The following is a 22,342-nucleotide window of genomic DNA, read 5'->3' on the forward strand; positions in this document are numbered from 1 at the left end:
GGACGTCTGACCGATCAAGAAATTATTTGTCCACCGTACATGAACAAGACGTTTGTGGCAAAACTTATACAGAGAAGGAGGTTAGTTATGATGAAAAAGATGTTTGGTACATTGCAAAAGGTCGGTAAAGCGCTTATGTTGCCTGTTGCGATTTTACCGGCAGCGGGAATTTTGCTCGCGTTTGGTAACGCTTTACAGAACCCGGCGTTAACCGACAAAATTCCTGCGTTAAAAGCAGACTGGATTGTTCTCGTTGCAAAAGTAATGGAGCAGTCTGGAAGTGTAGTATTCTCTAATCTTTCTTTACTTTTTGCCGTCGGGGTAGCGATTGGTTTAGCAGGCGGCGACGGTGTTGCTGGTCTTGCCGCAATTATCGGTTATTTAGTCATGAACATTACTATGAGTGTCATTTTAGGTGTCACTCCGGACATGATTGGTAAAGACCCAGCATTTGCTAATGTTTTAGGGATTCCGACATTACAAACTGGGGTATTCGGCGGTATTATCGTTGGTATTTTAGCAGCTTATATGTATAATAAGTATTTCAATATCGAACTTCCGCAATACTTAGGATTCTTTGCTGGGAAACGTTTTGTCCCAATTATCACAGCAGTGTCTGCCCTTGTTCTGGGAATTGTCATGACATGGGTATGGCCACCTGTCCAACATGGATTAAACGCATTTTCACATAACATGATTGACGCAAACAAAACATTAGCGGCGTTTATTTTCGGTGTCATTGAACGTGCGTTAATTCCATTTGGTTTGCATCATATTTTCTATGCACCGTTCTGGTTCGAATTTGGAGAGTATGTCAACAAAGCTGGTCAAGTTGTTCATGGTGACCAAAAAATCTTTTTCGAGCAATTAAAAGACGGTGTTCCATTGACAGCGGGAACATTTATGACGGGTAAATTCCCATTCATGATGTTCGGTCTTCCAGCAGCGGCGCTTGCGATTTATCACGAAGCGCGTCCGGAAAACAAAAAAGTTGTTGCTGGTATTATGGGTTCAGCAGCATTAACGTCTTTCTTAACAGGGATTACAGAGCCAATTGAGTTCTCATTCTTATTCGTTGCACCAGCGTTATTTGCGATTCATACAATTTTTGCCGGATTATCGTTCATGATTATGCACATTTTAAATGTGAAAATCGGTATGACATTCTCCGGCGGGGTTATTGACTTCTTGTTATTTGGTGTGTTACCAAACCGTACAGCATGGTGGCTTGTCATTCCAGTTGGATTAGTGTTTGCTGTTATTTACTACTTCGGATTCCGCTTTGCGATCCGGAAATGGGATTTAGCAACGCCTGGACGTGAAAAAGCAACAGAGGAAGCACCAACTGTAGCGGCTGATGCAGGCGATCTTCCATATGAAGTATTATCGGCGCTTGGCGGAAAAGAAAATATCGCTCATTTAGATGCGTGCATTACTCGTTTACGTGTTTCCGTCAACGATATTAAACAAGTTGATAAAGACCGCTTAAAAGCGTTGGGAGCTGCCGGCGTTCTTGAAGTTGGAAACAACGTGCAAGCTATTTTTGGTCCGAAGTCAGATATTTTAAAAGGACAAATTAAAGACATCATGGAAGGACGAGCTCCATCACGTGTCACAGAGGAGCCGAAACCATCAACTTCTCAAGCAGCAGCAGGAACGGAAGCGATTGCCGCGCCGTTAACAGGTGAAGTACTTCCGCTTTCTGAAGTGCCAGACCAAGTGTTTTCACAAAAAATGATGGGTGACGGTTTTGCGATTTTACCGACAGAAGGAACAGTCGTTTCTCCTGTTGATGGAAAAATCGTCAACGTGTTCCCAACCAAACATGCGATTGGTATTGAATCCACAAGCGGCCGGGAAATTTTAATTCACTTCGGTATTGACACCGTGAAGTTAAACGGTGAAGGTTTTGAAGCGCTTGTGGCTCAAGGCGATGAAGTGAAAAAAGGACAGCCGATATTAAAAGTCGATTTAGACTATGTGAAAAACAATGCACCTTCTATCATCACTCCAATTATTTTCACGAACTTGTCAGCAGATGAAATCGTGAAGGTTGAAAAACAAGGGAATGTGACAAAAGGTGAAGACAACGTCGTGACGATCGACAAATAATGATTTGCACATAGAGAAACAAAAAAGTTTCTCTATGTGCTTCCTTTGGATTGAATATCAGCCTACTGTTTGTTATGATGACAAGGGAAAAAAATTAATGAAAAGGAGATTGAAGAAAATGGCTGAGAAAGTATTTAAAGTAACTTCAGAATCTGGAATTCATGCTCGTCCTGCGACATTGCTTGTCCAAACAGCAAGCAAATTTAACAGCGACATTAATTTAGAATATAATGGAAAAACAGTGAACTTAAAATCTATTATGGGTGTTATGTCTTTAGGTATTCCGCAAGGTGCTCAAATCAAAATCGTAGCGGAAGGAGCAGATGCAGCAGAGGCAATGGCAGCATTAACGGAAACTTTAGCAAAAGAAGGTCTTGCACAATAATGTCGAAAACAATTCAAGGAATTGCTGCATCAAGCGGTATTGCCATCGCAAAGGCATACCGCTTAGAAACCCCTAATTTAGTCGTCGAGAAAAAAACGGTGGCCGATCCTCAAGCGGAAGTGGCTCGTTTTGAATCGGCGGTTGCAAAGGCAAAAGATGAGCTGGAGCTCATTAAAAATCACGCATTGCAACAATTAGGGGAAGACAAAGCTGCGATTTTTGCTGCGCACCTTCTTGTATTAAGTGATCCAGAGCTGTTAAATCCGGTAAAAGAAAAAATTCAAACTGAGCAAGTGAACGCGGAATATGCACTGAACGAAACGGCGACGATGTTCATCTCGATGTTTGAGGCGATGGACAATGAATATATGAAAGAGCGCGCCGCCGATATTCGCGATGTGACGAAGCGTGTGCTTGCTCATTTACTTGGTGTCACGATTTCCAATCCAAGCTTAATTTCTGAAGAAGTCATCGTTATTGCGGAAGATTTGACTCCTTCTGATACGGCTCAGTTAAATCGTGAATATGTAAAAGGATTTGCAACTGATATCGGCGGACGGACATCTCATTCCGCGATTATGGCGCGTTCGATGGAAATTCCAGCTGTTGTTGGAACAAAGGCGGTCACATCGGAAATTAAAAATGGAGATACGGTCATTATTGACGGATTAGATGGACAAGTTATTATCAATCCATCTGAGGATGTGATGGCACAGTATGAAGAAAAACGCGCTCGTTTCGAAGCGCAAAAAGCAGAATGGGCCAAGCTTGTCAACGAAAAAACAGTGACAAGCGATGGGTATCACGTTGAATTAGCAGCCAATATCGGAACACCAGATGATGTAAAAGGCGTGTTAGAAAACGGAGCAGAAGGTATCGGTTTATATCGAACGGAATTTCTGTATATGGGTCGTTCCGAGTTGCCAACAGAAGAGGAACAATTCGAGGCATATAAAACAGTATTAGAACGAATGGAAGGAAAACCTGTCGTTGTACGCACGCTTGATATTGGCGGGGACAAAGAGCTTCCGTATTTAGATCTTCCAAAAGAGATGAATCCATTTTTAGGATTCCGGGCGATTCGCCTTTGCTTAGAAATGCAAGATATGTTCCGCACGCAACTTCGTGCCTTGTTGCGCGCGAGCGTGTACGGTAACTTAAAGATCATGTTCCCGATGATTGCGACGCTTGATGAATTCCGTCAAGCTAAAGCGATTCTTTTAGAAGAAAAAGAAAAGCTTCAACAAGAAGGCGTACAAGTCGCTGACGACATTGAAGTCGGCATGATGGTTGAAATTCCAGCTGCTGCTGTATTAGCCGACCAATTTGCTAAAGAAGTAGATTTCTTTAGCATTGGTACAAACGACTTAATTCAATATACGATGGCAGCTGACCGAATGAATGAGCGTGTCTCCTACCTTTACCAGCCGTACAACCCAGCAATTTTACGCCTCATTAGCAATGTCATTGATGCGGCTCATAAAGAAGGAAAATGGGCAGGAATGTGCGGAGAAATGGCTGGAGACGCAGTAGCCATTCCGATTTTGCTTGGATTAGGATTGGACGAGTTTAGCATGAGCGCTACATCAATTTTACGTGCTCGTTCACAAATGAAGAAGCTGTCGAAAGAGGAAGCAGCGCGCTTCAAGCAAACACTTCTATCAATGAGCACAGCGGAAGAGGTCGTGGCGTTTGTGAAACAAACATTTCATATTGAATAAAAATGAGCGGTGGAAATGACCACCGCTCATTTTTTTAGACAAAAATTGGCGCATTTATTTCATATCCAAATTGCTGTCTAATAGTCGGGGAATTTTAGTTGCAATCGCCCGCTGAGAGGAAGAGACACAAATATCCAAGACATGCAATGTGTTTCCATCGGGGGGATAATCGCGAATGTATCCTCTATCAGTTATTTCTTCTTATGTATGGGCCGGTAGGAAGGACAAGCAGTCCTGCCATCGAACCTACCATCTCCCTTCCACTTCCACACATGGTGTTCTTTAGGAAACAAAAAAACATGGACTCATCGGTCTCTCTTCATTCCGCCATAATTCTGTGGAAACGAAGGAGGAAAACTTTCTTGTTGGATGCGAATAAGCTCTGGAGAATCGTCTTTTGTATAATAATGACAAATGACTGCCTTTTGTGGAACATTTCCGTTAAATACCATAAAGTTATTTTCGATACACGGCAGCATCTCATAAAAATGGATATGAATTCTAATCATATAGGTGCGCATTCATGAATGGCAGCAAAAACTCACCCCCATAGTGCTAACAACTTATCTTGTTCTTTCTATATATGCATCAATAAGCGATTCAATTTGATGTTCATCTGGTTTTTTTTCCGTTAAAAGAAAAGGAAAGTTCGTCAATCAATGTTCCTTTTTGATATACAAGAATCTCTCCTTTTTGCTGAATCACGCTATACTCAATGTCAAAAATATAACCGTCTCGTTCAACAGCTCCCATTTTCTCACCACCCTTGTCTGAAAAAAATTAATTTGTTCTGTTTCCGCCACTAGATCTTTTATGACAAACCATTTATCGTCGAGACGGAAGGTAATTCAGCGATGGCATGCGGTTTTGAAAGCGAAATCAATGCATGTATGTTAATAGTGTTTCTGGGTTATAGGAATGTCATACAAATTTTTCATTGATAAGAACATAATCCTATGGACGATAGTCCTAGTGAATTTTATAATAATTAATGGTAAGATTCGACAAAAAATGATGAATTGTATAAAAGGGGAGAATGAAAACAGTGTTCAGAACATTGCGAACCAAACTTATTATCTTGATGGCACTACTGATGATTGCTTCCTTAACCATTACACAAATCGTTGGGGTCGTGGAAACGAAACAAATGATTCGAAAAGATGTCGAAGGCCGTGCCCAGTCTATCGTGGAGCAACTAGTTGGGGATATTCAGAATAGTTTTCACAGCGAAGAGAATAGCTTAAAACAATTTAGCCAATCATCTATTATGAGGCAAATGGCGAAAGACCATAAAAATTGGTCGACTGTGGATAGTGAATTTAATACATTTTTAAAAATACATAAAAATACCCAGCTTATTTATATTGGGACAGCAGATAAAAAAATGTATACAACGCCAAACGCAGACTTACCAGCTGATTTCGATCCGACTTCTCGTCCTTGGTATAAAATAGCAGCGGAACATCCGGATGAGGTCGTTTGGACAGATCCATATATCGATAAAGTAACAGGAAAATATGTTGTTACGCTTGCGAAAGCAGTAACAGAAGGCTCTCAAGTCATTGGCGTGCTCGGCATTGATATGTCGTTAGATGCCGTAACTAAGATTGTCAACGATATTGACGCAGGCTATCACGGTTATCCAGTTTTATTCGACCAAAATGGCATTGCCATCGTTCATCCTCAGTACAAAGGGAAAGATATGTCGAATAATGCAGCTCTGAAGTACATGTTTCAAAGAGAAAGCGGCTTATATGAATATACACTCAACAATGAAAAACGAATGATGTATTTTATCACCATTCCAGATCTAGGTTGGAAAGTTGGAGCCGTTTATAAGGAAAAGGATTTGTTTGCCGTCAGCAATTCGATTGCTTCAAAAATGCTCATTATTACGATTATTGCGGTACTCATTGGCATCATCGTGATTTACTTGCTTGCTCGCTCGATTGCCAAACCAATTGTTTATTTACAAGGACAACTTGAAAAAGTAGCGCAAGGTGATTTGACGGTTCAGGTTGAAACAAAATCCAAAGATGAAATCGGTCAGCTCGCGAACCATTTTAATCATATGGTTCATGAAATGCGTACTCTGATTCATCAAGTCAATGAATCAATTGATGAATTAGCGGCATCCGCCGATCATTTAAGCGCTGTTTCCGAAGAAACGATGACGACAAGCGAGCAAGTCGCAGGCGCAATTAATGACATTGCAAAAGGAACAACGGAGCAAGCGAGCGATTTAGATACGATAAATGAACGAACCACGATGTTGTCAACGCAAATCGAAACAGTAGCACAATCCACATCCGATATGCAAACGTTGTCGAATAACACGAAAGACGCAAGTTATAACGGTTTAGAGAAGTTGAACGAATTGCAATTAAAATCCAATGAAGCAAAAGAAGAGTTACAAGCCGTTGAAAAAGTCATGGATGACTTAGTAGAAAAGATGAAGCAAATCGATGAAGTCATTCAAACGATTACTGCCATTTCAGGACAAACCAATTTGCTTGCATTAAACGCAAGCATCGAAGCGGCAAGAGCAGGAGAGCATGGAAAAGGATTTGCGGTTGTGGCGGAAGAAGTGCGTAAGCTTGCCGAACAATCTGCTCACGCAACAGAACTAATCCGGCAAACAATCGCTACCATTCAACAACAAGCTGACTTAGCGATGAAAGCGGTCGAACGCTCAAAAGATATGCATGCGGAGCAGCAAAAAGCCGTCCATACAACAGGAGATTCATTTATGACCATTGCGACGATGATGGAGGAATTAACGACGGCGATCGCGAACATTACAGCCGAAGTGAAAAGCATGAATGACAGTAAAGATCATGTAGTCGAAGCAATGCAAAATATTTCAGCGATTGCCCAACAATCCGCGGCGGCGGCTGAGGAAGTGGCAGCTTCTGCTGATGACCAGCTTCGAGCATTGAGCACAGTTACTGAATCAGCTGAAAAACTGAGCGAAATGAGCCGACAACTACAAAAAATAGTAGAAAAATTTAAATTGTAACAAACGTCAGCACCCGAATTCTTCGTAATGGAGAAGAGGGTGCATTTTTTTATCGAATGAAAGAATATAAATGATGCCGGATGTGGATAAAACGATCATGCCTCCTCATTTTGACGGACAGCGTGAAAAAGTCATTAATGGCACGCTTGCAATAGGCAGCGATACGGCTGAAGTGAGAGTCGAACCTATAGAGCGAAAACATTCATTTGAAGCGGAAACAGTGAAAGTGAATCTGCAAATGGAACAGTTTTGCTCAATGAAGGAAGGGACAGAAAGGTGATTCGTCAACACGGATCGCCTTTTCATAATCAAATTCTTATCATTTGAAGAAGGAAAGAGGAGGCATATGCCGAAATGTTATAATAATAGTAAAAACAACAGGGAGTGTGAAGGCATGGAATTGCAATTAGCAGGAAAAACGGCCCTTGTCGTTGCTTCCAGTCAGGGGCTTGGCAAAGCGATTGCCCGTCAGCTTGTACTAGAAGGTGCCAATGTCATGATTACAAGCCGAGATGAAGAAAGATTAAAAGAGGTAGAAAAAGAATTACGTGCCTTACATAAAGGAAATGTCGCTTACGTTCAAGCTGATGTAACAAACGTGGAAGATATTCAACGCCTTGTGAAAAAGACGGTCGAAACCTATGGAACGATTGAATTGCTAGTGAACAATGCCGGTGGTCCCCCGGCGGGAACGTTTGAAACGATCAGCGATGAAGATTGGTATAAATCATTTGAACTCAATTTATTAAGCTATATTCGCATCATTCGCGAGGCGCTTCCGTATTTAAAGAAACAGGGAGGAAAAATTGTCAATATCGCTTCTTCATCGATTAAAGAGCCGATTCCCGGATTGCTTTTATCCAACACATTCCGCACTGGCATCGTCGGTTTAACGAAAACATTGGCAACCGAGTTTGCTCCATACAACATTTTAATTAATACGGTCGCTCCTGGACGAATTGCCACCGAGCGAGTGGCGTTTTTAGACAAGATAAATGCCGACAAGCTTGGTATCTCGAAGGAAGAAATGGAAACACGCATGAAAAACATGATTCCTCTTGGGCGTTACGGTACACCAGAGGAATTCGCCAATGTCGTGACGTTCCTTCTTTCCGAAGCGAATTCATATATGACAGGTCAGTCTTTCATTGTTGACGGTGGCATGGTGAAATCGATTTAAAGCCCCCCTGTCTTTAAGTGACGTCGAGAGAGGCATTCGTGTTGCGGTGCTACTTTCTTACAAAGGTGAATACAAATGAACTATGCACCTTTGTAGAGAAAGGAGTCAGACGTTTTGAAAAACAAAATCGTAGCGGGGCTTTTAGCGATTTTATTAGGCGGGCTTGGCATTCATAAATTTTATTTAGGAAAGCTTGGGCAAGGCATTCTATATCTATTATTTTCGTGGACCGGAATTCCGAGTATTATCGGATTCATTGAAGGAATCCTCTATTTAGTTAAATCTGACGAAAAATTTAATCAGAAATACAACTATCATCTAGAAGATTAGGGCTTTGGGCAACCAAGGCTCTTTCTTGTGTGATACAATAAAAGGAAATACTCAGGTTCATAAGGAGGACAACCATGAAAACAATTGGTTTCATTGGCCTTGGTGTGATGGGGAAAAGCATGGCGCGCAACTTATTAAAAGCGGGTTATCCACTGATTGTGTATACGCGCACGAAAGAAAAGGCCGAAGATTTATTGAGTGAAGGAGCTGTTTGGAGAGATACGGTCGCTGCGCTAGCGAAAGAAGCGGATATTGTCATTACGATGGTCGGCTATCCTCGTGATGTAGAGGAAGTTTATTTTGGTGAGAACGGCTTAATTGCGAATACAAGAGAAGGTACATATCTGATTGATATGACAACTTCTACTCCTTCGCTGGCTGAAAAAATCTATAAAGCAGCGAAAGAACGAAACGTATTTGCGTTAGATGCTCCTGTTTCCGGCGGGGATATTGGAGCGAAAGAAGGGCGCTTGACGATTATGGTCGGCGGCGACGAAGAGGCGTTTCGCGAATGCAAACCGATTTTTGAAGTGCTAGGTACGAACATTGTTCTTCAAGGAAAAGCGGGGGCTGGGCAGCATACGAAAATGTGCAATCAAATTGCGATTGCGACGAATATGATCGGTGTTTGTGAAGCGCTGGCTTATGCCAAACGATCCGGCCTTGATCCGTGGAAAGTGCTTGAAAGCATTTCTCAAGGAGCAGCCGGAAGCTGGTCGTTGAGCAACTTAGCGCCACGAATGATCTCCGGAAATTTCGCACCGGGATTTTACGTCAAACATTTTATTAAAGATATGAAAATCGCCTTAGACGAAGCGGAAAAAATGAATTTGCATCTGCCGGGGCTTGCCCTAGCCAAAGCGATGTATGAAGAATTGGCTGCAGAGGGTGAAGAAAATAGCGGCACGCATGCATTATATAAAAAGTATGTCAATAAATAAGTTATGCTGGAAAGACATCTTAACGGAGAAGATGTCTTTCTTTTTTAGTTATTTATCAAAAAATATTGAATATTTATATAAATGGGTCTATAGTAAAAGTAACGTTACATACTAACCGGTCGGTATAAGGGGGATATAGATGGACTTTATGTATTCGCAGAAAGTGAAGGAACTGTTAAAAAAATTAAGCGTTTTCATGGAACAGTACATTTATCCAAATGAAAAAGTCTATGAGCAGCAATTAAATGCGCTGGAAACACGTTGGTCAGCTGTCCCGCCGATTATTGAAGAATTAAAGGAAAAAGCAAAAAAAGAAGGCTTATGGAATTTGTTTTTACCTGACAGCGAATATGGAGCGGGTTTGACAAATTTTGAATATGCGCCGCTTTGTGAAATGATGGGGCGCTCTCTGATCGCCCCTGAGGTGTTTAACTGCAGCGCTCCCGATACGGGAAATATGGAAGTGCTTGTTCGTTACGGCACGGAGGAGCAAAAACAAAGGTGGTTGTTGCCGTTATTAAACGGCGAAATCCGTTCATGTTTCTCAATGACGGAGCCTGATGTGGCGTCAAGTGATGCGACAAACATTCAAGCGAGCATCATCCGTGATGGTAATGAATATGTCATTACCGGACGGAAATGGTGGTCATCCGGTGCAGGTGATCCGCGCTGCAAAATCGCCATCGTGATGGGAAAAACGAATCCAAACGCGCCAAAACATGAACAACAATCAATGATTCTTGTGCCGCTTGATACGCCGGGCGTGAAAATAGAACGAATGCTTTCGGTGTTCGGCTATGATCACGCGCCACACGGTCATGCAGAAATTACGTACGATCATGTGCGCGTCCCGAAAGAAAATATCATTTGGGAGGAAGGAAAAGGGTTCGCGATTGCGCAAGGGCGTCTAGGACCTGGGAGAATCCACCACTGCATGCGTTTGATTGGTGCGGCAGAACGGGCGCTTGAGCTCATGTGCGAGCGCGTGCAAAAACGCGTCGCTTTCGGAAAAGCTCTTGCCGAACAAGGGGTCATTCAAGATTGGATTGCCGAATCGCGCATCGAAATTGAGCAAGCGCGCTTACTGACATTAAAAGCAGCTTATATGATGGATACTGTTGGAAATAAGGCGGCGAGAACGGAAATTGCAATGATTAAAGTCGTCGCTCCGAATGTGGCACTAAAAGTTATCGACAGGGCAATTCAAGCGTTTGGCGCTGCCGGGGTGAGCGAGGATTTCCCGCTTGCGTCACATTGGGCAAACGCGAGAACGCTGCGGCTGGCTGACGGACCTGATGAAGTGCACAAAGCACAAATTGCAAAACTAGAACTGCGAAAATATCAATGAAGGGAGAGGATCGTTGATGCATGTTCTCGAATTGTTTAAATTAACTGGAAAAACAGCGATCGTCACAGGCGGCGGGCGCGGTCTTGGCGAACAAATTGCAATTGGACTAGCGGAGGCAGGAGCGAATGTCGTTGTTTGTTCACGAAAGGTTGAAGCGTGTGAAGAAGTAAAAGAAAAACTAGAACAATTAGGAGTTCGCTCTCTTGCTTTAAAATGCGATGTCACGAATCCGGATGATGTCGAAGCGGTCGTTCAAACAACAGTGCGTGAATTTGGACAAATCGATATTTTAGTGAATAACAGCGGAGCGACGTGGGGAGCAACAGTGGAGGAGATGCCGCTTGAGGCATGGAAAAAAGTCATTAATGTGAATGTAACTGGAACATTTTTGATGAGCCAGGCTGTTGGGAAAGTAATGATGAAACAGCGCTGCGGAAAAATCATTAACATTGCTTCCGTGGCCGGTCTTGGCGGAACGAATCCAGCCGTTATGAATACGATTGCCTATAACACAAGCAAAGGTGCAGTCATTACGTTTACAAAAGATTTAGCGGTCAAATGGGGGGAATACGGTATTTACGTCAATGCGATTGCTCCTGGATTTTTCCCGACGAAGATGTCAAAGGTAGTGATTGAACGCGGGAGCGAGCAAATTTTAGCAAATACGCCGCTGAAACGATTTGGAAGCGAAAATGATTTGAAGGGAGCGGTGTTGTTTTTGGCGTCAAGCGCTTCCGATTTTGTGACGGGGTCTTTACTTGTTGTTGACGGCGGCACACACGCCTACTGTTAAAGGAGTAAGAAAAAAGCTTCAATTCAAGATATTATCGATGTTTTGGAGATTATAAAAGGGACGCTTTACTACTATATTTAAGAGTAAAGAAGAATTGGTGACAGACATTCATCTTCGCTATATTGAAGGATTGCTAGAGAAACCAAAACAAATTATCCAAGACCAAACGAAAACAGCGGAAGAAAAATTGTTCGAAATCGTGTATATGCTCATTCATAGCATCAAGAAACAGGAAAGACAAGCGTGCATTTTCTTTCGCGATAAGCAAGAGGTTTTTACAGGATATTGTGAAAAACGCGACCAATTTCGCTACGAACTGCAAGCGTTCATTGAACAAAGAATACAAATGGGAGAGTTTCGCAGCGATTTACGTGCTGCCGATTTTAGGAGCAGTAAATTGGAGATAGAGATATCAATGCTTTCATCCCAACGGCGAACTGAGTGACAAAGAAGTTGCGAAACAATCTTTAGAAGGAATGAAAAACAGTGAACAAAGCAGCTACTTGGTAAGAAGCGGTACCAAGTAGCTTGTTTTCAACATGCTAACTATCCAGGAAAAAGAAGGAGGATTTTATATGACGATTCAAACGATTGCTGTCATCGGAGCTGGTTCGATGGGGCATCAAATCGCAATGTTATGTGCGTTAGGCGGTTATGCGACGAAGCTACAAGATATTCATGAGCATGCGTTAACGAAGGCGAAAGCGACGCTTGAAGACATTATGAACAAATGGGTGAATAAAGGCAAAATCACTGAAGAGAAAAAGGAGGCGGCTTTCTCGCGATTATCATTCACAACCAGTTTAGAAGAGGCAGTAAAAGAGGCCGATTTTGTTATTGAAGCGGTCGTTGAAAAATTAGATGTCAAACGAGAAGTATTTGCGCAATTGGATCGGTTCGCCCCCGCCCATGCCATTTTAGCGACAAACAGTTCAACCATTGTCAATTCGCTCATTGCCGATGTGACGAATCGAACTGATAAAGTGATTAACATGCATTTCTTTTTTCCGCCGCTTGTGATGGATTGCATTGAAGTAGTGATGAGTGAGCAAACGTCAGATGAAACAGCGCACATTACAATGGACGTATGCAAACAAATCAACCGCACAGGCGTATTGTTGCGCAGAGAAATTTCCGGTTTTGTTGCCAATCGCATTTTAGGAGCGCTTCAGCGAGAAGCGGTTGCACTGTATGAGAAGGGTATTGCTGATTTTAAAGATATTGATTTGATTTGCAAAAAAGCATTGAACCATCCGATCGGACCATTTGAATTAATGGATTTATCAGGAATTGATGTCGTGTATTATGTCATGCAGCAGCGGTATGCAGAAACGGGAGATCCGGAAGATAGACCGTTTGCTTGTATTGAAGAAAAAGTAAAACAAGGGCATCTTGGTCGGAAAACAGGAAGAGGATGGTATGTATATGAAAAACAGCCGCTCAACCGTTCGTAATGGAAGGAGAGAAAATCATATGGCGTCTATTATCCCAGTTCGTAAAGGGGAAGAGTTGAACGTAGAGAAGTTGATGCGCTTTTTACAAATGGCGCTTCCTGATTTTCCGGACGGAACGCTTCGTATTCAACAATTTTCAGCTGGACATTCGAATTTAACGTATTTGCTGTCAAATGGTGAATGGGAAGCCGTGTTGCGGCGGCCGCCGCTCGGCCCGGTGGCTCCGAAAGCACACGATATGAAACGGGAGTTTGAATGGTTAAAAGAGATTCATCCGCTTTTTCCGCTTGCGCCGAAACCGCTTTTGTTTTGTGGTGATGAGTCCGTTATTGGAAGTCCGTTTTTTCTCATGGAGCGGCGAAAAGGTATTGTCTTAGATACGGAGTTTCCGTCCCATATCAATCCGACACGAGAAATATGTCGAAATATTTCAGAAACAATGATTGATACGCTTGTTGAACTGCATCGGTTAGATTATAAAAAGACCCGTTTAGCAGAGATGGTGAAACCGGCTGGATTTATGGAGCGGCAAGTACACGGCTGGATTCAGCGGTATGAACGGGCGAAAACGGACGAGTTGAAGGAAGTGGATGCATTAATGAAATGGCTCATTCAACATATTCCGGCAACGAGCGAAGCAACCGTGATCCACTATGACTATAAATTAAATAACGCCTTATTTGCAGAAGATGATGTGACAAACATTGTCGGATTGTTCGATTGGGAGATGACGACGGTGGGCGACCCGCTTGCAGATGTAGCGGTAGCGATGAGCTACTGGATTCAAGATGACGATCCACCGTTTTTAAAAAATGGATTAGGAAAACCGCCTGTTACTGTTTTTCGGGAATTTTATACACGCGATGAGTTTATTCAAACATACGCTGAAAAAAGTGGACGCGATGTGTCGCATATTCATTTTTATTTAACGTTTGCTTATTTTAAACTAGCGGTCATTTGTCAGCAAATTTATTACCGATTCCGACGTGGACAAACAAACGATGAACGCTTCCGCCACTTCGGCCAATTTGTGCAATCGCTCATCCAATACGCTTGGCAGCTTTCGCTTCGTTGAGGTGAATGTATGGCAAAAGTTCATCTCTTATTCCGAAAAGAAGATATTGACGAAACGGCATTAGCGAATCGTAAAATCGCCGTCGTGTTTGATATTTTACTAGCGACATCGACGATTACGGCGGCTCTTTCGTTTGGGGCAAAAACAGTCATTCCTGCTGTGAGCGGCTTGGAAGCAAAAGAGCACGCGCGCTTGCTTCCAAACGATAGCTACGAACTTGTCGGAGAGTATGAAGGAAGGACGATTGGTGGTTTTCATTCCCCGGCTCCGCTCTCCTTAAAAGACATTAGTGAAGGAAAGACGATTGTGTTATCAACAACCAATGGAACGGTCGCCATTCGTAAAGCGATGGCAGCGTCTCACCTTTACGTTGGAAGTCTATTAAACGGCCAAGCGCTTGCCCGGCATATTTGTCGCCATCACGAAACAGAAACGATTGTTGCAATATGTGCCGGTTCTTCAGGCAGATTTTGCTTAGAAGATTTTTACGGAGCAGGATATTTCATTGCTTGTTTGCTGATGAACGGCATTTCTCTCAATGATTTATCTGACTCGGCAGCGGCGGCATTTCTTTTTTATCAGCAATACAGAACAGCAAGCAGCGGAAGAACGATTTTAAAATCAGCGGGTGTCGGACGATGGCTAATGGCGCATGGACTTGAGTCGGACATCGATTATATTAGCGAACAAGGAACGACGTCCGTCATTCCGCTTTTTCAAAAAACGAAATGGGGAGGAGAGATTACCGATGTGACGAGGCGGTCATTTTCTTTATGAAGGCAACGGCGCAAACGATATTTTTACGCCGGAAAAATTGATATAAGAACATCGCATGACATCGGAAACAGCAATACAGTTTGTGACAAAAGAGGTAGAACTGTATTTATTCGATATCGAACAATGAAACGTATTGAACCTCGGCTTTGTGGAAGTATGTGCTTGAATTGGAGCTTCGTTATACGAATGAACGGAGGCAATTCGGGCTGCCCATCGCAGAATCTACGATGACGAAAAAGTGTCGGACATGGCCGAGCGCATTTTTTCTGCGGAATCGCTGTAATGTCGAAACAATTGTTGGAAGATAAATACGCAAGCGAATGCGTGATTTGTATTCGGCTCCGAAACGTTGGATGCGGTTGTCGACGAGGAACTGCAATTACGTTGTGACGCTGGGATTTATTCAAGAATAGCGCATTGAACGGATGTACCAAGATTTGCGTATTCATCATTAACCGTCTACGGATTCCTATATTTTCTTTTGAAAGATCACGAAAGGAGAAATTGTGATCGAGCCAATGATTTATCGAGCTGTTTAACAGTTACAGATGCCGTTACTTATGGGGTAAGAACCGTTAGTACGTGAGCGGAGAGCGGTGCGTACGATGCAGAATGTGCTGCTTGCCTGTTTTGCATCGCTTATGAAGCATACGAAAAATGATATATTGGGACAGCAAGAAGTGATCATGAAATTAGCTGACATCGTCACTTATTTACATGCCGCTGAATAGGCGTGAAATAGAGAAAACGAAAGAAGGAATGGCTAGCCGCCGCATATATTTATATTGACCGAGGTATTAGCTAGTGTAGAAAAACATAGCAAATGGCCCATCGTCAACATGACAAAGGAGCCGAAGTCACGGTTATCATTTTATCCGAATGGCTTAATGAGCTGGGCGGCAGACAAGCGATTGAGCGAAATCGCTGTATTTCTGATCATCTCTCAATGTGGCCAGTCTTTTTTCGTTCATAATGATACTGGAAGGAGAGTTACAATGAAAGCGATCCAATTTATGCAATACGGCGGACCGGAAGTATTGCAAGTCGTGGAGATAGAAACTCCAAAACCATCGGGGCGAAATGTATTAATTGAAGTGAAAGCGATCGGCGTCAATTATGCGGATACGGCGCGACGCGAGGGAAAATATGTCATCCCGACGCCTCTCCCGTTTGTTCCTGGCGCTGAAGTCGCTGGGATTGTACGTGAAGTCGGAGAGGACGTCACATCCGTTCAAGTCGGACAGCGTGTTGTCACATTGCTCGGTTCCGATGATGCAACAGGATATGCTGAGTATACGCTTGCAGATGAACGAGGAGTAATTCCGATTCCGGAGGGGATGGATTTTCATACCGCTGTTGCTCTTCCGCTTCAAGGATTGAGCGCTTACCATATTTTAAAGACGATGGGACGCTTGGAAGAAGGGGAGACGGTGTTGATTCATGCCGCTGCGGGAGGAGTCGGAACGATCGCTGTCCAGCTTGCGAAATTGTTCGGTGCCGAGAAAGTCGTCGCTACTGCAAGCACAGAGGAAAAACTGGAAATCGCGAAACGTCTCGGCGCTGATGTTCTTATTAACTATACGAAAGAAGGATGGAGCGAAGGTGTTCTTGCCCATACAAATGGACAAGGAGTCGACGTTGCTCTTGAGATGGCAGGGGGCGACATTTTCCATCAAACATTAGCTTGTTTAGCGCCGTTTGGTCGTCTTGTCGTTTACGGAGTCGCAAGCGGACAGTTTACGAAGATGACTCCTTCTGTTTTGATGGGAAAAAATTTATCAGTCATTGGTTTCTTTTTACCGCAAATCATGAGAAAATCCAAATTATATCAACAAAGTTTACAGGAATTATTGACATATGTACAAACAGGGGCATTGCAATTGACGATTGGCGGCGTGTATCCGCTTGACCAAGCAGCCGATGTACACCGTTTATTACAATCGCGACAAACATACGGAAAACTCATTCTCGTTCCATAATGAAGAAAGCGCAAGCGCTGCGGATAGCTCTCGAAGCCCAAATGTTCTTTGTCTGTAAAAGCGCTTGCCATTTCAAAGACGAAGGTTATTTCACACATGAGAGTTAGACTGTTCTCTTTTAATATTTTTATATTTTCTTATTATCCGAACAAAGGTGAGAAGCCAGCATATAGCTAGTTCTCACCTCTTTTGTTGATTGCGACTAAGCTTACTTTTGCTTTTCGTATATGTACCGCTCAAGTCGATCTAATCCTTCTTTTAACGTTTCGAACGAATAGGCGTATGAAAGGCGGACGTACCCTTCTCCATATTGGGAAAAAGCACTGCCGGGAACGACGGCGACACCTGCTTGGTTGACTAAATTAAGAGCGAAATCAAATGACGGTTGACCAAATGAAGCTATCGATGGAAATAAATAAAATGCCCCGGTCGGTTTTTCAACATGAAGCCCCATATTGACAAGCCGATCATAGGTGTATTCCATTCGTTCTTTATATTGCTTCCGCATTTCTTCTGCATCATCTTTTCCAGCCGTTAAGGCGGTGAATGCAGCTTTCTGTGAGATCGAAGACGTACACGACACGCTATATTGATGCACTTTCAACATGTGTTTCATTAAAAACGAAGGAGCAAACACAAACCCGATACGCCATCCTGTCATCGAATGCGATTTGCTCAGTCCGTTAATGACAATCGTCTGATTGCGAAGCCATTTAGCGATGGAATAATGACGTCCCGAGTAAACGAGCTCGCTATAGATTTCGTCTGATAAAATCCAAATTGGTCGATCTTTCAGTAAGTGAGCGAATTCAAGAAGTTCCTGTTCCGATAGTGTTGCTCCCGTTGGATTTGATGGATATGGTAGCACGATGCAGCGAGTTCGCTCATTGATATAAGGAGCAACGAGGTCCGCAGAGAGACGAAATCCATTGCCGCGCGTGTCAACATACACCGGTTTTGCACCGCACATGCGAATAAGCGGCTCATATCCTGGATACACCGGCCCCGGTAAAATTACTTCTACTCCTTCTTCTAAAATCGTGCGAAACGCGATATCGAGCGCTTGGCTTGCTCCTACAGTGACAATGACTTCCTCTTCACTATAGTCCAAGCTATATTTCTCGCGGACAAAATCGCAAGCCGCTTGGCGCAGCTCGAGAAATCCAGCGTTATGGGTATATGTCGTGAAATTGTTGGAAATCGCTTCTATCCCTGCTTCTTTCACATGTTCCGGGGTAGGGAAATCTGGTTGGCCAATCGTTAAAGAAATAAGATTAGGGTGGTGAGACACCATATTAAAAAATTTGCGGATTCCAGATATTTCAATGTCTTTGACACGTGAGTGAATGAGATGTTCCACGAATTATTCATCCTTCCATGATGGTATCTTTACAATATTTTATCACGGTTCGCCCAATTGTCACGAAAATATAAAAGGTGAGCCTACTTCTTCTTTTGTATGAAGAAAGTGGCTCACCTAATCTGTTGTCCATTGGCTATATTGCTCCGAGGCTTCGCATTCTATCATTCGTCGTTAACTCCTCATTTATGCTCCGTATTTTTTAACAATTCATTATATTGTGCTGACAGTTCTAAAAAGAGCTGCTTATTTCGTGTGACGAGCGCTTCATCGATTTTTTCCATAAGTTTGCGTTTTTGATAATGGAAAATCGCTTGTTCGAGAATCTTCTCCGCAAGCGAACCATAATGATTTTTTTCATCCGTTTTCCCAAAAATCATAATGCCTTCGTGAGGATATTGTTTTTCGTACATGTGTGATTCCCCCTTATTCGGAAACGAAAGGTTCCCTTTTTTATATTATCGTCGTTTTTAGAGAAAATGTAAAGAAAATTTTGATAAGTTCAAACGTAGTAATTTTTTCAAAAAAGACATATTGTTACTTATTTTATTTGGGGATGTAACACATTTCGGTTATGATATGTAAAGAGAGTGAATTTGTTAAAAGGGGATTTGTATGATACGAACATGTGTGGTGACAAAAGATTTTAACGTCATTTATGATGTACCTCTTCAGTCTGTAAAAAGCCCAGATGTTTCTTGGTACTGGGTCGATTTTCATGAGCCAACGGATGAAGAGGTAAAGTTGCTAGCTGATTTTTTTCATTTTCATCCGCTGGCCATTGAAGACTGTTTAGAATACGTACAGCGTCCAAAACTCGATTTTTATGACCGCTATTTATTTGTCGTCTTGCATGCGATCGAGCAAAAGACGTTGGAAGCAGAAGAGGTCGATTTATTTGTCGGGCAAAATTTTATTGTCTCGTTTCATAAGCAAACGATAAGAGGGATTAATCAAGTATGGACGCGTTTAAAAACGGAGGAAGATTTTAAAATCGGACCTCTTCATATCATGTATCATATTTTAGATAAGCTTGTTGACGATTATTTTCCACCGATTTACCATATTGAAGATGTATTAAATGAGCTAGAGGAAAACACGAAAAATGAGACGATTCAAGAAATCATTGAGAAAGTATTCGACATTCGCGGTGATTTATCGAAACTACGAAGAACCATTGTTCCAATGCGCGATTTATTATATCGGATTATTTATTCTGAACGATTGCAACGAATGAGAGAACGACAGCTTTATTTTCATGATATTTATGACCATCTTCTTAAGCTCGTCGAAATGATTGAAGCGAATCGGGAAATTACGTCTGATATTCGCGATAGTTATTTATCATTAAACTCGAATCGAATGAATACGATTATGATGACGCTAACAGTCATTACAACGATTTTCATGCCGCTGACATTCATTGTCGGGATTTATGGAATGAATTTTGATTACATGCCTGAATTACATTGGAAATACGGGTATTTTGCTGTACTTGGAGTTATGGCGTTCATTGCGACTGCGATGTATTTTTGGTTTAAACGAAACGGTTGGTTTCGCTTTCATAAAGGCAATGATTGAAAAGATCGCTAAAAGATTGTACTTCTGATTACGGAATAAAGAGAGTATAAATAAGGAAAAAGCAAATTGAGGAGAAGATATGATGAAACGAATTGCGGTCATTGGACAATCGGGGGAAATTCCTAGTGAAGTAAGAAAAATTGCCGAAGAAGTAGGGGCAGAAATTGCGAGACGAAACGCCGTTTTGTTAACGGGCGGCGGAAGCGGTGTCATGGAAGCGGCTTCTAAAGGAGCGAAAGAAGCCGGGGGGCTCGTCATTGGTATTTTGGCAGGAGATTCTACCGATGTTGCCAACGACTATTTAGATGTGCCGATTACAACCGGACTCCATTTTGATTTTCGGAGCCTTGTTCTTGTCCATTCGTCTGATGCGTTGATTATGATTCGCGGCGGCAACGGGACACTCGGAGAATTGTCAGCAGCATATATGAATAAAAAGCCCGTTGTCATCATTGAAACAACTGGTGGATGGGCGACAAAAATGAAAGAAGTCGCTTATGAAGGCGGCTATTTAGACGAGCGCCGCACTGTTGAAATCGCGTTTTGCGATTCGGCGAAAGTTGCTGTGGAACTAGCATTCAAGCGAATAGAAGAGCCGCTAAACGAAGAGAGAAACACCGGTCGAATCGGTGATTAACAGTAGCCAAGAGGGCAGCCCTGAAAAAGAAAGGGCTGCCCTCTTTTCACATTTTTCCGAGAAGGTCTCCAATCTACACTCTGTTTACAGGCAGGGAGTTATAGCTCAAACGGAGACTTTCAATTTTTATGAGTGCTTTTCTTTCGCTTGAGCAGAGAATTGGTCTGTTAAGCGCGCCGGCCCCATCATGAATATAAGGATAATCGAAATGACGACTGGGATGATGGCCCATGTGAACATCGTCGCGATCGAGTCGGCTAATGCATGGGTGATCTTTTGCAAAGCTTCAGGTGGGATATGGGCACGCGCTTCTTTAGAAAGAAGCACGCGTGTATCGCCAGACGGATTGAATTGTTTCATCATCGGCAGCGCTTTTTTTAACTTATCCATCAATAGATGGTTTTGAATCGTGCCATAAACCGTCACACCTAGCGTCATGCCAATCGAGCGAAAGAATGTGTTTGTTGAGTTGGCAGTACCACGCTGGCGCATATCAATGCCATGAACAGCGGCCATGCTTAACAATGGGAAGGAGAACCCAACACCAATTCCCGTAATTACCATATAGACAGTCACTAGCGAGCGCGCTGTATCAGCGGATAGTGTGCTTAATAAATAAATGCCGATGAACAATAAAAAACCTGAGATAATCATTAAATTGCGATAAGAAGTTTTTACTGCAAATCGCCCGCCGATTTGACTACCGACGACAGAACCAAGCATCATCGGTGTTAAAATTAACCCAGAGTTTGTTGCAGAACCGCCATATACTCCTTGGACAAAAATGGGAATAAAAATCGTTCCAAGAATGAAGGTCGCTCCATACAAAAAACCAATTCCTTGCGCAGTAGAAAACAAGCGTTTTTTAAATAAATGAAATGGAATGATCGGTTCTTCTGCTTTTGTTTCTACCCATAAAAACAGAGCGAGCAGTACAACGAACCCGCTGAATAATCCAATAATTGTTGCTGAATTCCATGCGTATTCTTTGCCGCCGAACTCAAGGGCGAACATAAGGCAAAGAACAGAGGAGACAAGCAAAATTGCTCCCCACCAGTCAATTTTTTGTTCGCGGTGTTCAAGCGATTCAAAATAAAACTTCACGACAAAAAGAAGTGATAAAAGTCCGAGTGGGACGTTGACATAAAATATCCAGCGCCAGTCAATATAGTCGGTAATGTAAGCGCCTAAAAGCGGTCCGAATACGCTAGAAATCCCGAAAACAGCACCGAATAATCCAGACATTTTGCCGCGCTGTTCCGGTGGAAACGTATCAAACATAATCGTAAAAGCTATCGGCATTAATGCGCCGCTACCAAGCCCTTGAATGGCCCGGAAAATGCTTAACTGCACCATATTTTGCGCAAGCCCGCAAAGAATCGAGCCGACTAAAAATAACGTCAAACCGGAGACATAAAACAGTTTCCGGCCATACATATCGGAAAGCTTCCCGAAAATTGGCATACCGGCGACGCTCGCGATCATATAGGCAGATGTCACCCAAATAAATTGATCAAGGCCGCCGAGCTCAGAAACAATCGTTCCCATCGCCGTAGCGACGATTGTATTGTCCATGGAGGCCATTAAAATGCCGAGCAGCAAGCCCGCGACAACAAAGCCACGTTTACTTTCTTTTTCCCCTATTTTCAT

At 42.7% G+C, this 22,342-nt stretch carries 23 protein-coding genes; 18 read left to right on the forward strand and 5 right to left on the reverse strand.

Translation table 11 applies throughout. The annotated features are described in order from the left end of the window. Positions 1–90 precede the first annotated feature (90 nt). From ptsG to ptsP, 3 genes are all read left to right on the forward strand, one after another. The gene (ptsG, locus tag ISX45_RS02275) at positions 91–2,112 is read left to right on the forward strand and encodes a glucose-specific PTS transporter subunit IIBC (protein ID WP_306465172.1); all 2,022 of its coding nucleotides are present in this window, start codon (positions 91–93) and stop codon (positions 2,110–2,112) included. A gap of 118 nt (positions 2,113–2,230) precedes the next feature. Then, on the forward strand, positions 2,231–2,497 hold the full coding sequence (locus ISX45_RS02280) for a phosphocarrier protein HPr (RefSeq protein ID WP_181555130.1): 267 nt from the start codon (positions 2,231–2,233) through the stop codon (positions 2,495–2,497). Next, entirely contained in the window at positions 2,497–4,218 is a 1,722-nt protein-coding gene (gene ptsP, locus ISX45_RS02285) for a phosphoenolpyruvate--protein phosphotransferase (protein ID WP_181555129.1), read from the forward strand. Before ISX45_RS02280 ends, ptsP begins: the two co-directional genes overlap by 1 nt. A gap of 305 nt (positions 4,219–4,523) precedes the next feature. Here ptsP and ISX45_RS02290 read toward each other — a convergent pair whose 3' ends face one another. Together ISX45_RS02290 and ISX45_RS02295 are read right to left on the reverse strand one after the other, a co-directional pair. Beyond that, positions 4,524–4,727, reverse strand: a complete 204-nt coding sequence (locus ISX45_RS02290; RefSeq protein ID WP_194519894.1) for a hypothetical protein — start codon at positions 4,725–4,727, stop codon at positions 4,524–4,526. 103 nt (positions 4,728–4,830) lie between these two features. Further along, the gene (locus ISX45_RS02295; protein WP_323744656.1) at positions 4,831–4,971 is read right to left on the reverse strand and encodes a DUF5370 family protein; all 141 of its coding nucleotides are present in this window, start codon (positions 4,969–4,971) and stop codon (positions 4,831–4,833) included. A gap of 292 nt (positions 4,972–5,263) precedes the next feature. Between ISX45_RS02295 and ISX45_RS02300 the strand changes: the two genes are divergently transcribed. The 13 genes from ISX45_RS02300 (at position 5,264) to ISX45_RS02355 (ending at position 17,114) form a co-directional block, all read left to right on the forward strand. Further along, the gene (locus ISX45_RS02300) at positions 5,264–7,237 is read left to right on the forward strand and encodes a methyl-accepting chemotaxis protein (protein WP_194519895.1); all 1,974 of its coding nucleotides are present in this window, start codon (positions 5,264–5,266) and stop codon (positions 7,235–7,237) included. Between the two features lie 70 nt (positions 7,238–7,307). Further along, complete coding sequence (locus tag ISX45_RS02305; RefSeq protein ID WP_181555125.1) at positions 7,308–7,517, forward strand: hypothetical protein; 210 nt, start codon at positions 7,308–7,310, stop codon at positions 7,515–7,517. 114 nt (positions 7,518–7,631) lie between these two features. Then, entirely contained in the window at positions 7,632–8,417 is a 786-nt protein-coding gene (locus tag ISX45_RS02310) for an SDR family oxidoreductase (RefSeq protein ID WP_181555124.1), read from the forward strand. Positions 8,418–8,531: 114 nt separating this feature from the next. Then, positions 8,532–8,747, forward strand: coding sequence for a TM2 domain-containing protein (locus ISX45_RS02315; RefSeq protein WP_181555123.1), 216 nt, complete (start codon positions 8,532–8,534; stop codon positions 8,745–8,747). A gap of 74 nt (positions 8,748–8,821) precedes the next feature. Further along, the gene (locus ISX45_RS02320; protein WP_194519896.1) at positions 8,822–9,688 is read left to right on the forward strand and encodes an NAD(P)-dependent oxidoreductase; all 867 of its coding nucleotides are present in this window, start codon (positions 8,822–8,824) and stop codon (positions 9,686–9,688) included. A 139-nt stretch (positions 9,689–9,827) separates the two neighbouring features. Continuing rightward, positions 9,828–11,036: an acyl-CoA dehydrogenase gene (locus ISX45_RS02325; protein ID WP_194519897.1), complete on the forward strand. Its 1,209-nt coding sequence runs from the start codon at positions 9,828–9,830 to the stop codon at positions 11,034–11,036. 16 nt (positions 11,037–11,052) lie between these two features. Further along, the gene (locus ISX45_RS02330) at positions 11,053–11,829 is read left to right on the forward strand and encodes an SDR family oxidoreductase (RefSeq protein WP_181555120.1); all 777 of its coding nucleotides are present in this window, start codon (positions 11,053–11,055) and stop codon (positions 11,827–11,829) included. 94 nt (positions 11,830–11,923) lie between these two features. After that, on the forward strand, positions 11,924–12,274 hold the full coding sequence (locus ISX45_RS02335; protein WP_323744657.1) for a hypothetical protein: 351 nt from the start codon (positions 11,924–11,926) through the stop codon (positions 12,272–12,274). Positions 12,275–12,404: 130 nt separating this feature from the next. Continuing rightward, a complete protein-coding gene (locus ISX45_RS02340; protein ID WP_181555119.1) occupies positions 12,405–13,283 on the forward strand; it encodes a 3-hydroxyacyl-CoA dehydrogenase family protein in 879 nt (292 codons plus the stop codon). Between the two features lie 19 nt (positions 13,284–13,302). Beyond that, positions 13,303–14,358 carry a phosphotransferase family protein gene (locus ISX45_RS02345; RefSeq protein ID WP_194519898.1) on the forward strand — a complete coding sequence of 352 codons (1,056 nt, stop codon included), beginning with the start codon at positions 13,303–13,305 and terminating at the stop codon, positions 14,356–14,358. Between the two features lie 9 nt (positions 14,359–14,367). Further along, complete coding sequence (locus tag ISX45_RS02350; RefSeq protein WP_194519899.1) at positions 14,368–15,135, forward strand: 2-phosphosulfolactate phosphatase; 768 nt, start codon at positions 14,368–14,370, stop codon at positions 15,133–15,135. A 605-nt stretch (positions 15,136–15,740) separates the two neighbouring features. Further along, the gene (locus tag ISX45_RS19845; protein ID WP_267240196.1) at positions 15,741–15,866 is read left to right on the forward strand and encodes a hypothetical protein; all 126 of its coding nucleotides are present in this window, start codon (positions 15,741–15,743) and stop codon (positions 15,864–15,866) included. 264 nt (positions 15,867–16,130) lie between these two features. After that, positions 16,131–17,114, forward strand: a complete 984-nt coding sequence (locus ISX45_RS02355; RefSeq protein WP_194519900.1) for a quinone oxidoreductase family protein — start codon at positions 16,131–16,133, stop codon at positions 17,112–17,114. A gap of 208 nt (positions 17,115–17,322) precedes the next feature. On the opposite strand, the gene ISX45_RS02360 is transcribed toward ISX45_RS02355, so the two are convergent. Together ISX45_RS02360 and ISX45_RS02365 are read right to left on the reverse strand one after the other, a co-directional pair. Further along, positions 17,323–18,474 carry an aminotransferase A gene (locus tag ISX45_RS02360; RefSeq protein WP_194519901.1) on the reverse strand — a complete coding sequence of 384 codons (1,152 nt, stop codon included), beginning with the start codon at positions 18,472–18,474 and terminating at the stop codon, positions 17,323–17,325. A 182-nt stretch (positions 18,475–18,656) separates the two neighbouring features. Next, positions 18,657–18,887 carry an IDEAL domain-containing protein gene (locus ISX45_RS02365; RefSeq protein WP_194519902.1) on the reverse strand — a complete coding sequence of 77 codons (231 nt, stop codon included), beginning with the start codon at positions 18,885–18,887 and terminating at the stop codon, positions 18,657–18,659. Between the two features lie 202 nt (positions 18,888–19,089). Here ISX45_RS02365 and corA point away from each other — a divergent pair, with 202 nt between their 5' ends. Continuing rightward, positions 19,090–20,055, forward strand: coding sequence for a magnesium/cobalt transporter CorA (gene corA, locus ISX45_RS02370; RefSeq protein ID WP_181555112.1), 966 nt, complete (start codon positions 19,090–19,092; stop codon positions 20,053–20,055). A 79-nt stretch (positions 20,056–20,134) separates the two neighbouring features. Next, the gene (locus ISX45_RS02375) at positions 20,135–20,692 is read left to right on the forward strand and encodes a TIGR00725 family protein (protein ID WP_228485610.1); all 558 of its coding nucleotides are present in this window, start codon (positions 20,135–20,137) and stop codon (positions 20,690–20,692) included. A 126-nt stretch (positions 20,693–20,818) separates the two neighbouring features. On the opposite strand, the gene ISX45_RS02380 is transcribed toward ISX45_RS02375, so the two are convergent. Next, a complete protein-coding gene (locus ISX45_RS02380) occupies positions 20,819–22,342 on the reverse strand; it encodes an MDR family MFS transporter (protein WP_220129401.1) in 1,524 nt (507 codons plus the stop codon).

Origin of the sequence: Thermaerobacillus caldiproteolyticus (assembly GCF_015326725.1) — a bacterium.
GTDB classification, from domain to species: domain Bacteria; phylum Bacillota; class Bacilli; order Bacillales; family Anoxybacillaceae; genus Thermaerobacillus; species Thermaerobacillus caldiproteolyticus.

What these genes read in the sequence shown, in the direction of transcription:
- ptsG (WP_306465172.1), top strand. Translation starts at nt 91, where the DNA reads ATGAAAAAGATGTTTGGTACATTGCAAAAGGTCGGTAAAGCGCTTATG.
- ISX45_RS02280 (WP_181555130.1), top strand. Translation starts at nt 2,231, where the DNA reads ATGGCTGAGAAAGTATTTAAAGTAACTTCAGAATCTGGAATTCATGCT.
- ptsP (WP_181555129.1), top strand. Translation starts at nt 2,497, where the DNA reads ATGTCGAAAACAATTCAAGGAATTGCTGCATCAAGCGGTATTGCCATC.
- ISX45_RS02290 (WP_194519894.1), bottom strand. Translation starts at nt 4,727, where the DNA reads ATGATTAGAATTCATATCCATTTTTATGAGATGCTGCCGTGTATCGAA.
- ISX45_RS02295 (WP_323744656.1), bottom strand. Translation starts at nt 4,971, where the DNA reads ATGGGAGCTGTTGAACGAGACGGTTATATTTTTGACATTGAGTATAGC.
- ISX45_RS02305 (WP_181555125.1), top strand. Translation starts at nt 7,308, where the DNA reads ATGATGCCGGATGTGGATAAAACGATCATGCCTCCTCATTTTGACGGA.
- ISX45_RS02310 (WP_181555124.1), top strand. Translation starts at nt 7,632, where the DNA reads ATGGAATTGCAATTAGCAGGAAAAACGGCCCTTGTCGTTGCTTCCAGT.
- ISX45_RS02320 (WP_194519896.1), top strand. Translation starts at nt 8,822, where the DNA reads ATGAAAACAATTGGTTTCATTGGCCTTGGTGTGATGGGGAAAAGCATG.
- ISX45_RS02325 (WP_194519897.1), top strand. Translation starts at nt 9,828, where the DNA reads ATGGACTTTATGTATTCGCAGAAAGTGAAGGAACTGTTAAAAAAATTA.
- ISX45_RS02330 (WP_181555120.1), top strand. Translation starts at nt 11,053, where the DNA reads ATGCATGTTCTCGAATTGTTTAAATTAACTGGAAAAACAGCGATCGTC.
- ISX45_RS02340 (WP_181555119.1), top strand. Translation starts at nt 12,405, where the DNA reads ATGACGATTCAAACGATTGCTGTCATCGGAGCTGGTTCGATGGGGCAT.
- ISX45_RS02345 (WP_194519898.1), top strand. Translation starts at nt 13,303, where the DNA reads ATGGCGTCTATTATCCCAGTTCGTAAAGGGGAAGAGTTGAACGTAGAG.
- ISX45_RS02350 (WP_194519899.1), top strand. Translation starts at nt 14,368, where the DNA reads ATGGCAAAAGTTCATCTCTTATTCCGAAAAGAAGATATTGACGAAACG.
- ISX45_RS19845 (WP_267240196.1), top strand. Translation starts at nt 15,741, where the DNA reads ATGCAGAATGTGCTGCTTGCCTGTTTTGCATCGCTTATGAAGCATACG.
- ISX45_RS02355 (WP_194519900.1), top strand. Translation starts at nt 16,131, where the DNA reads ATGAAAGCGATCCAATTTATGCAATACGGCGGACCGGAAGTATTGCAA.
- ISX45_RS02365 (WP_194519902.1), bottom strand. Translation starts at nt 18,887, where the DNA reads ATGTACGAAAAACAATATCCTCACGAAGGCATTATGATTTTTGGGAAA.
- corA (WP_181555112.1), top strand. Translation starts at nt 19,090, where the DNA reads ATGATACGAACATGTGTGGTGACAAAAGATTTTAACGTCATTTATGAT.
- ISX45_RS02375 (WP_228485610.1), top strand. Translation starts at nt 20,135, where the DNA reads ATGATGAAACGAATTGCGGTCATTGGACAATCGGGGGAAATTCCTAGT.
- ISX45_RS02380 (WP_220129401.1), bottom strand. Translation starts at nt 22,342, where the DNA reads ATGAAAATAGGGGAAAAAGAAAGTAAACGTGGCTTTGTTGTCGCGGGC.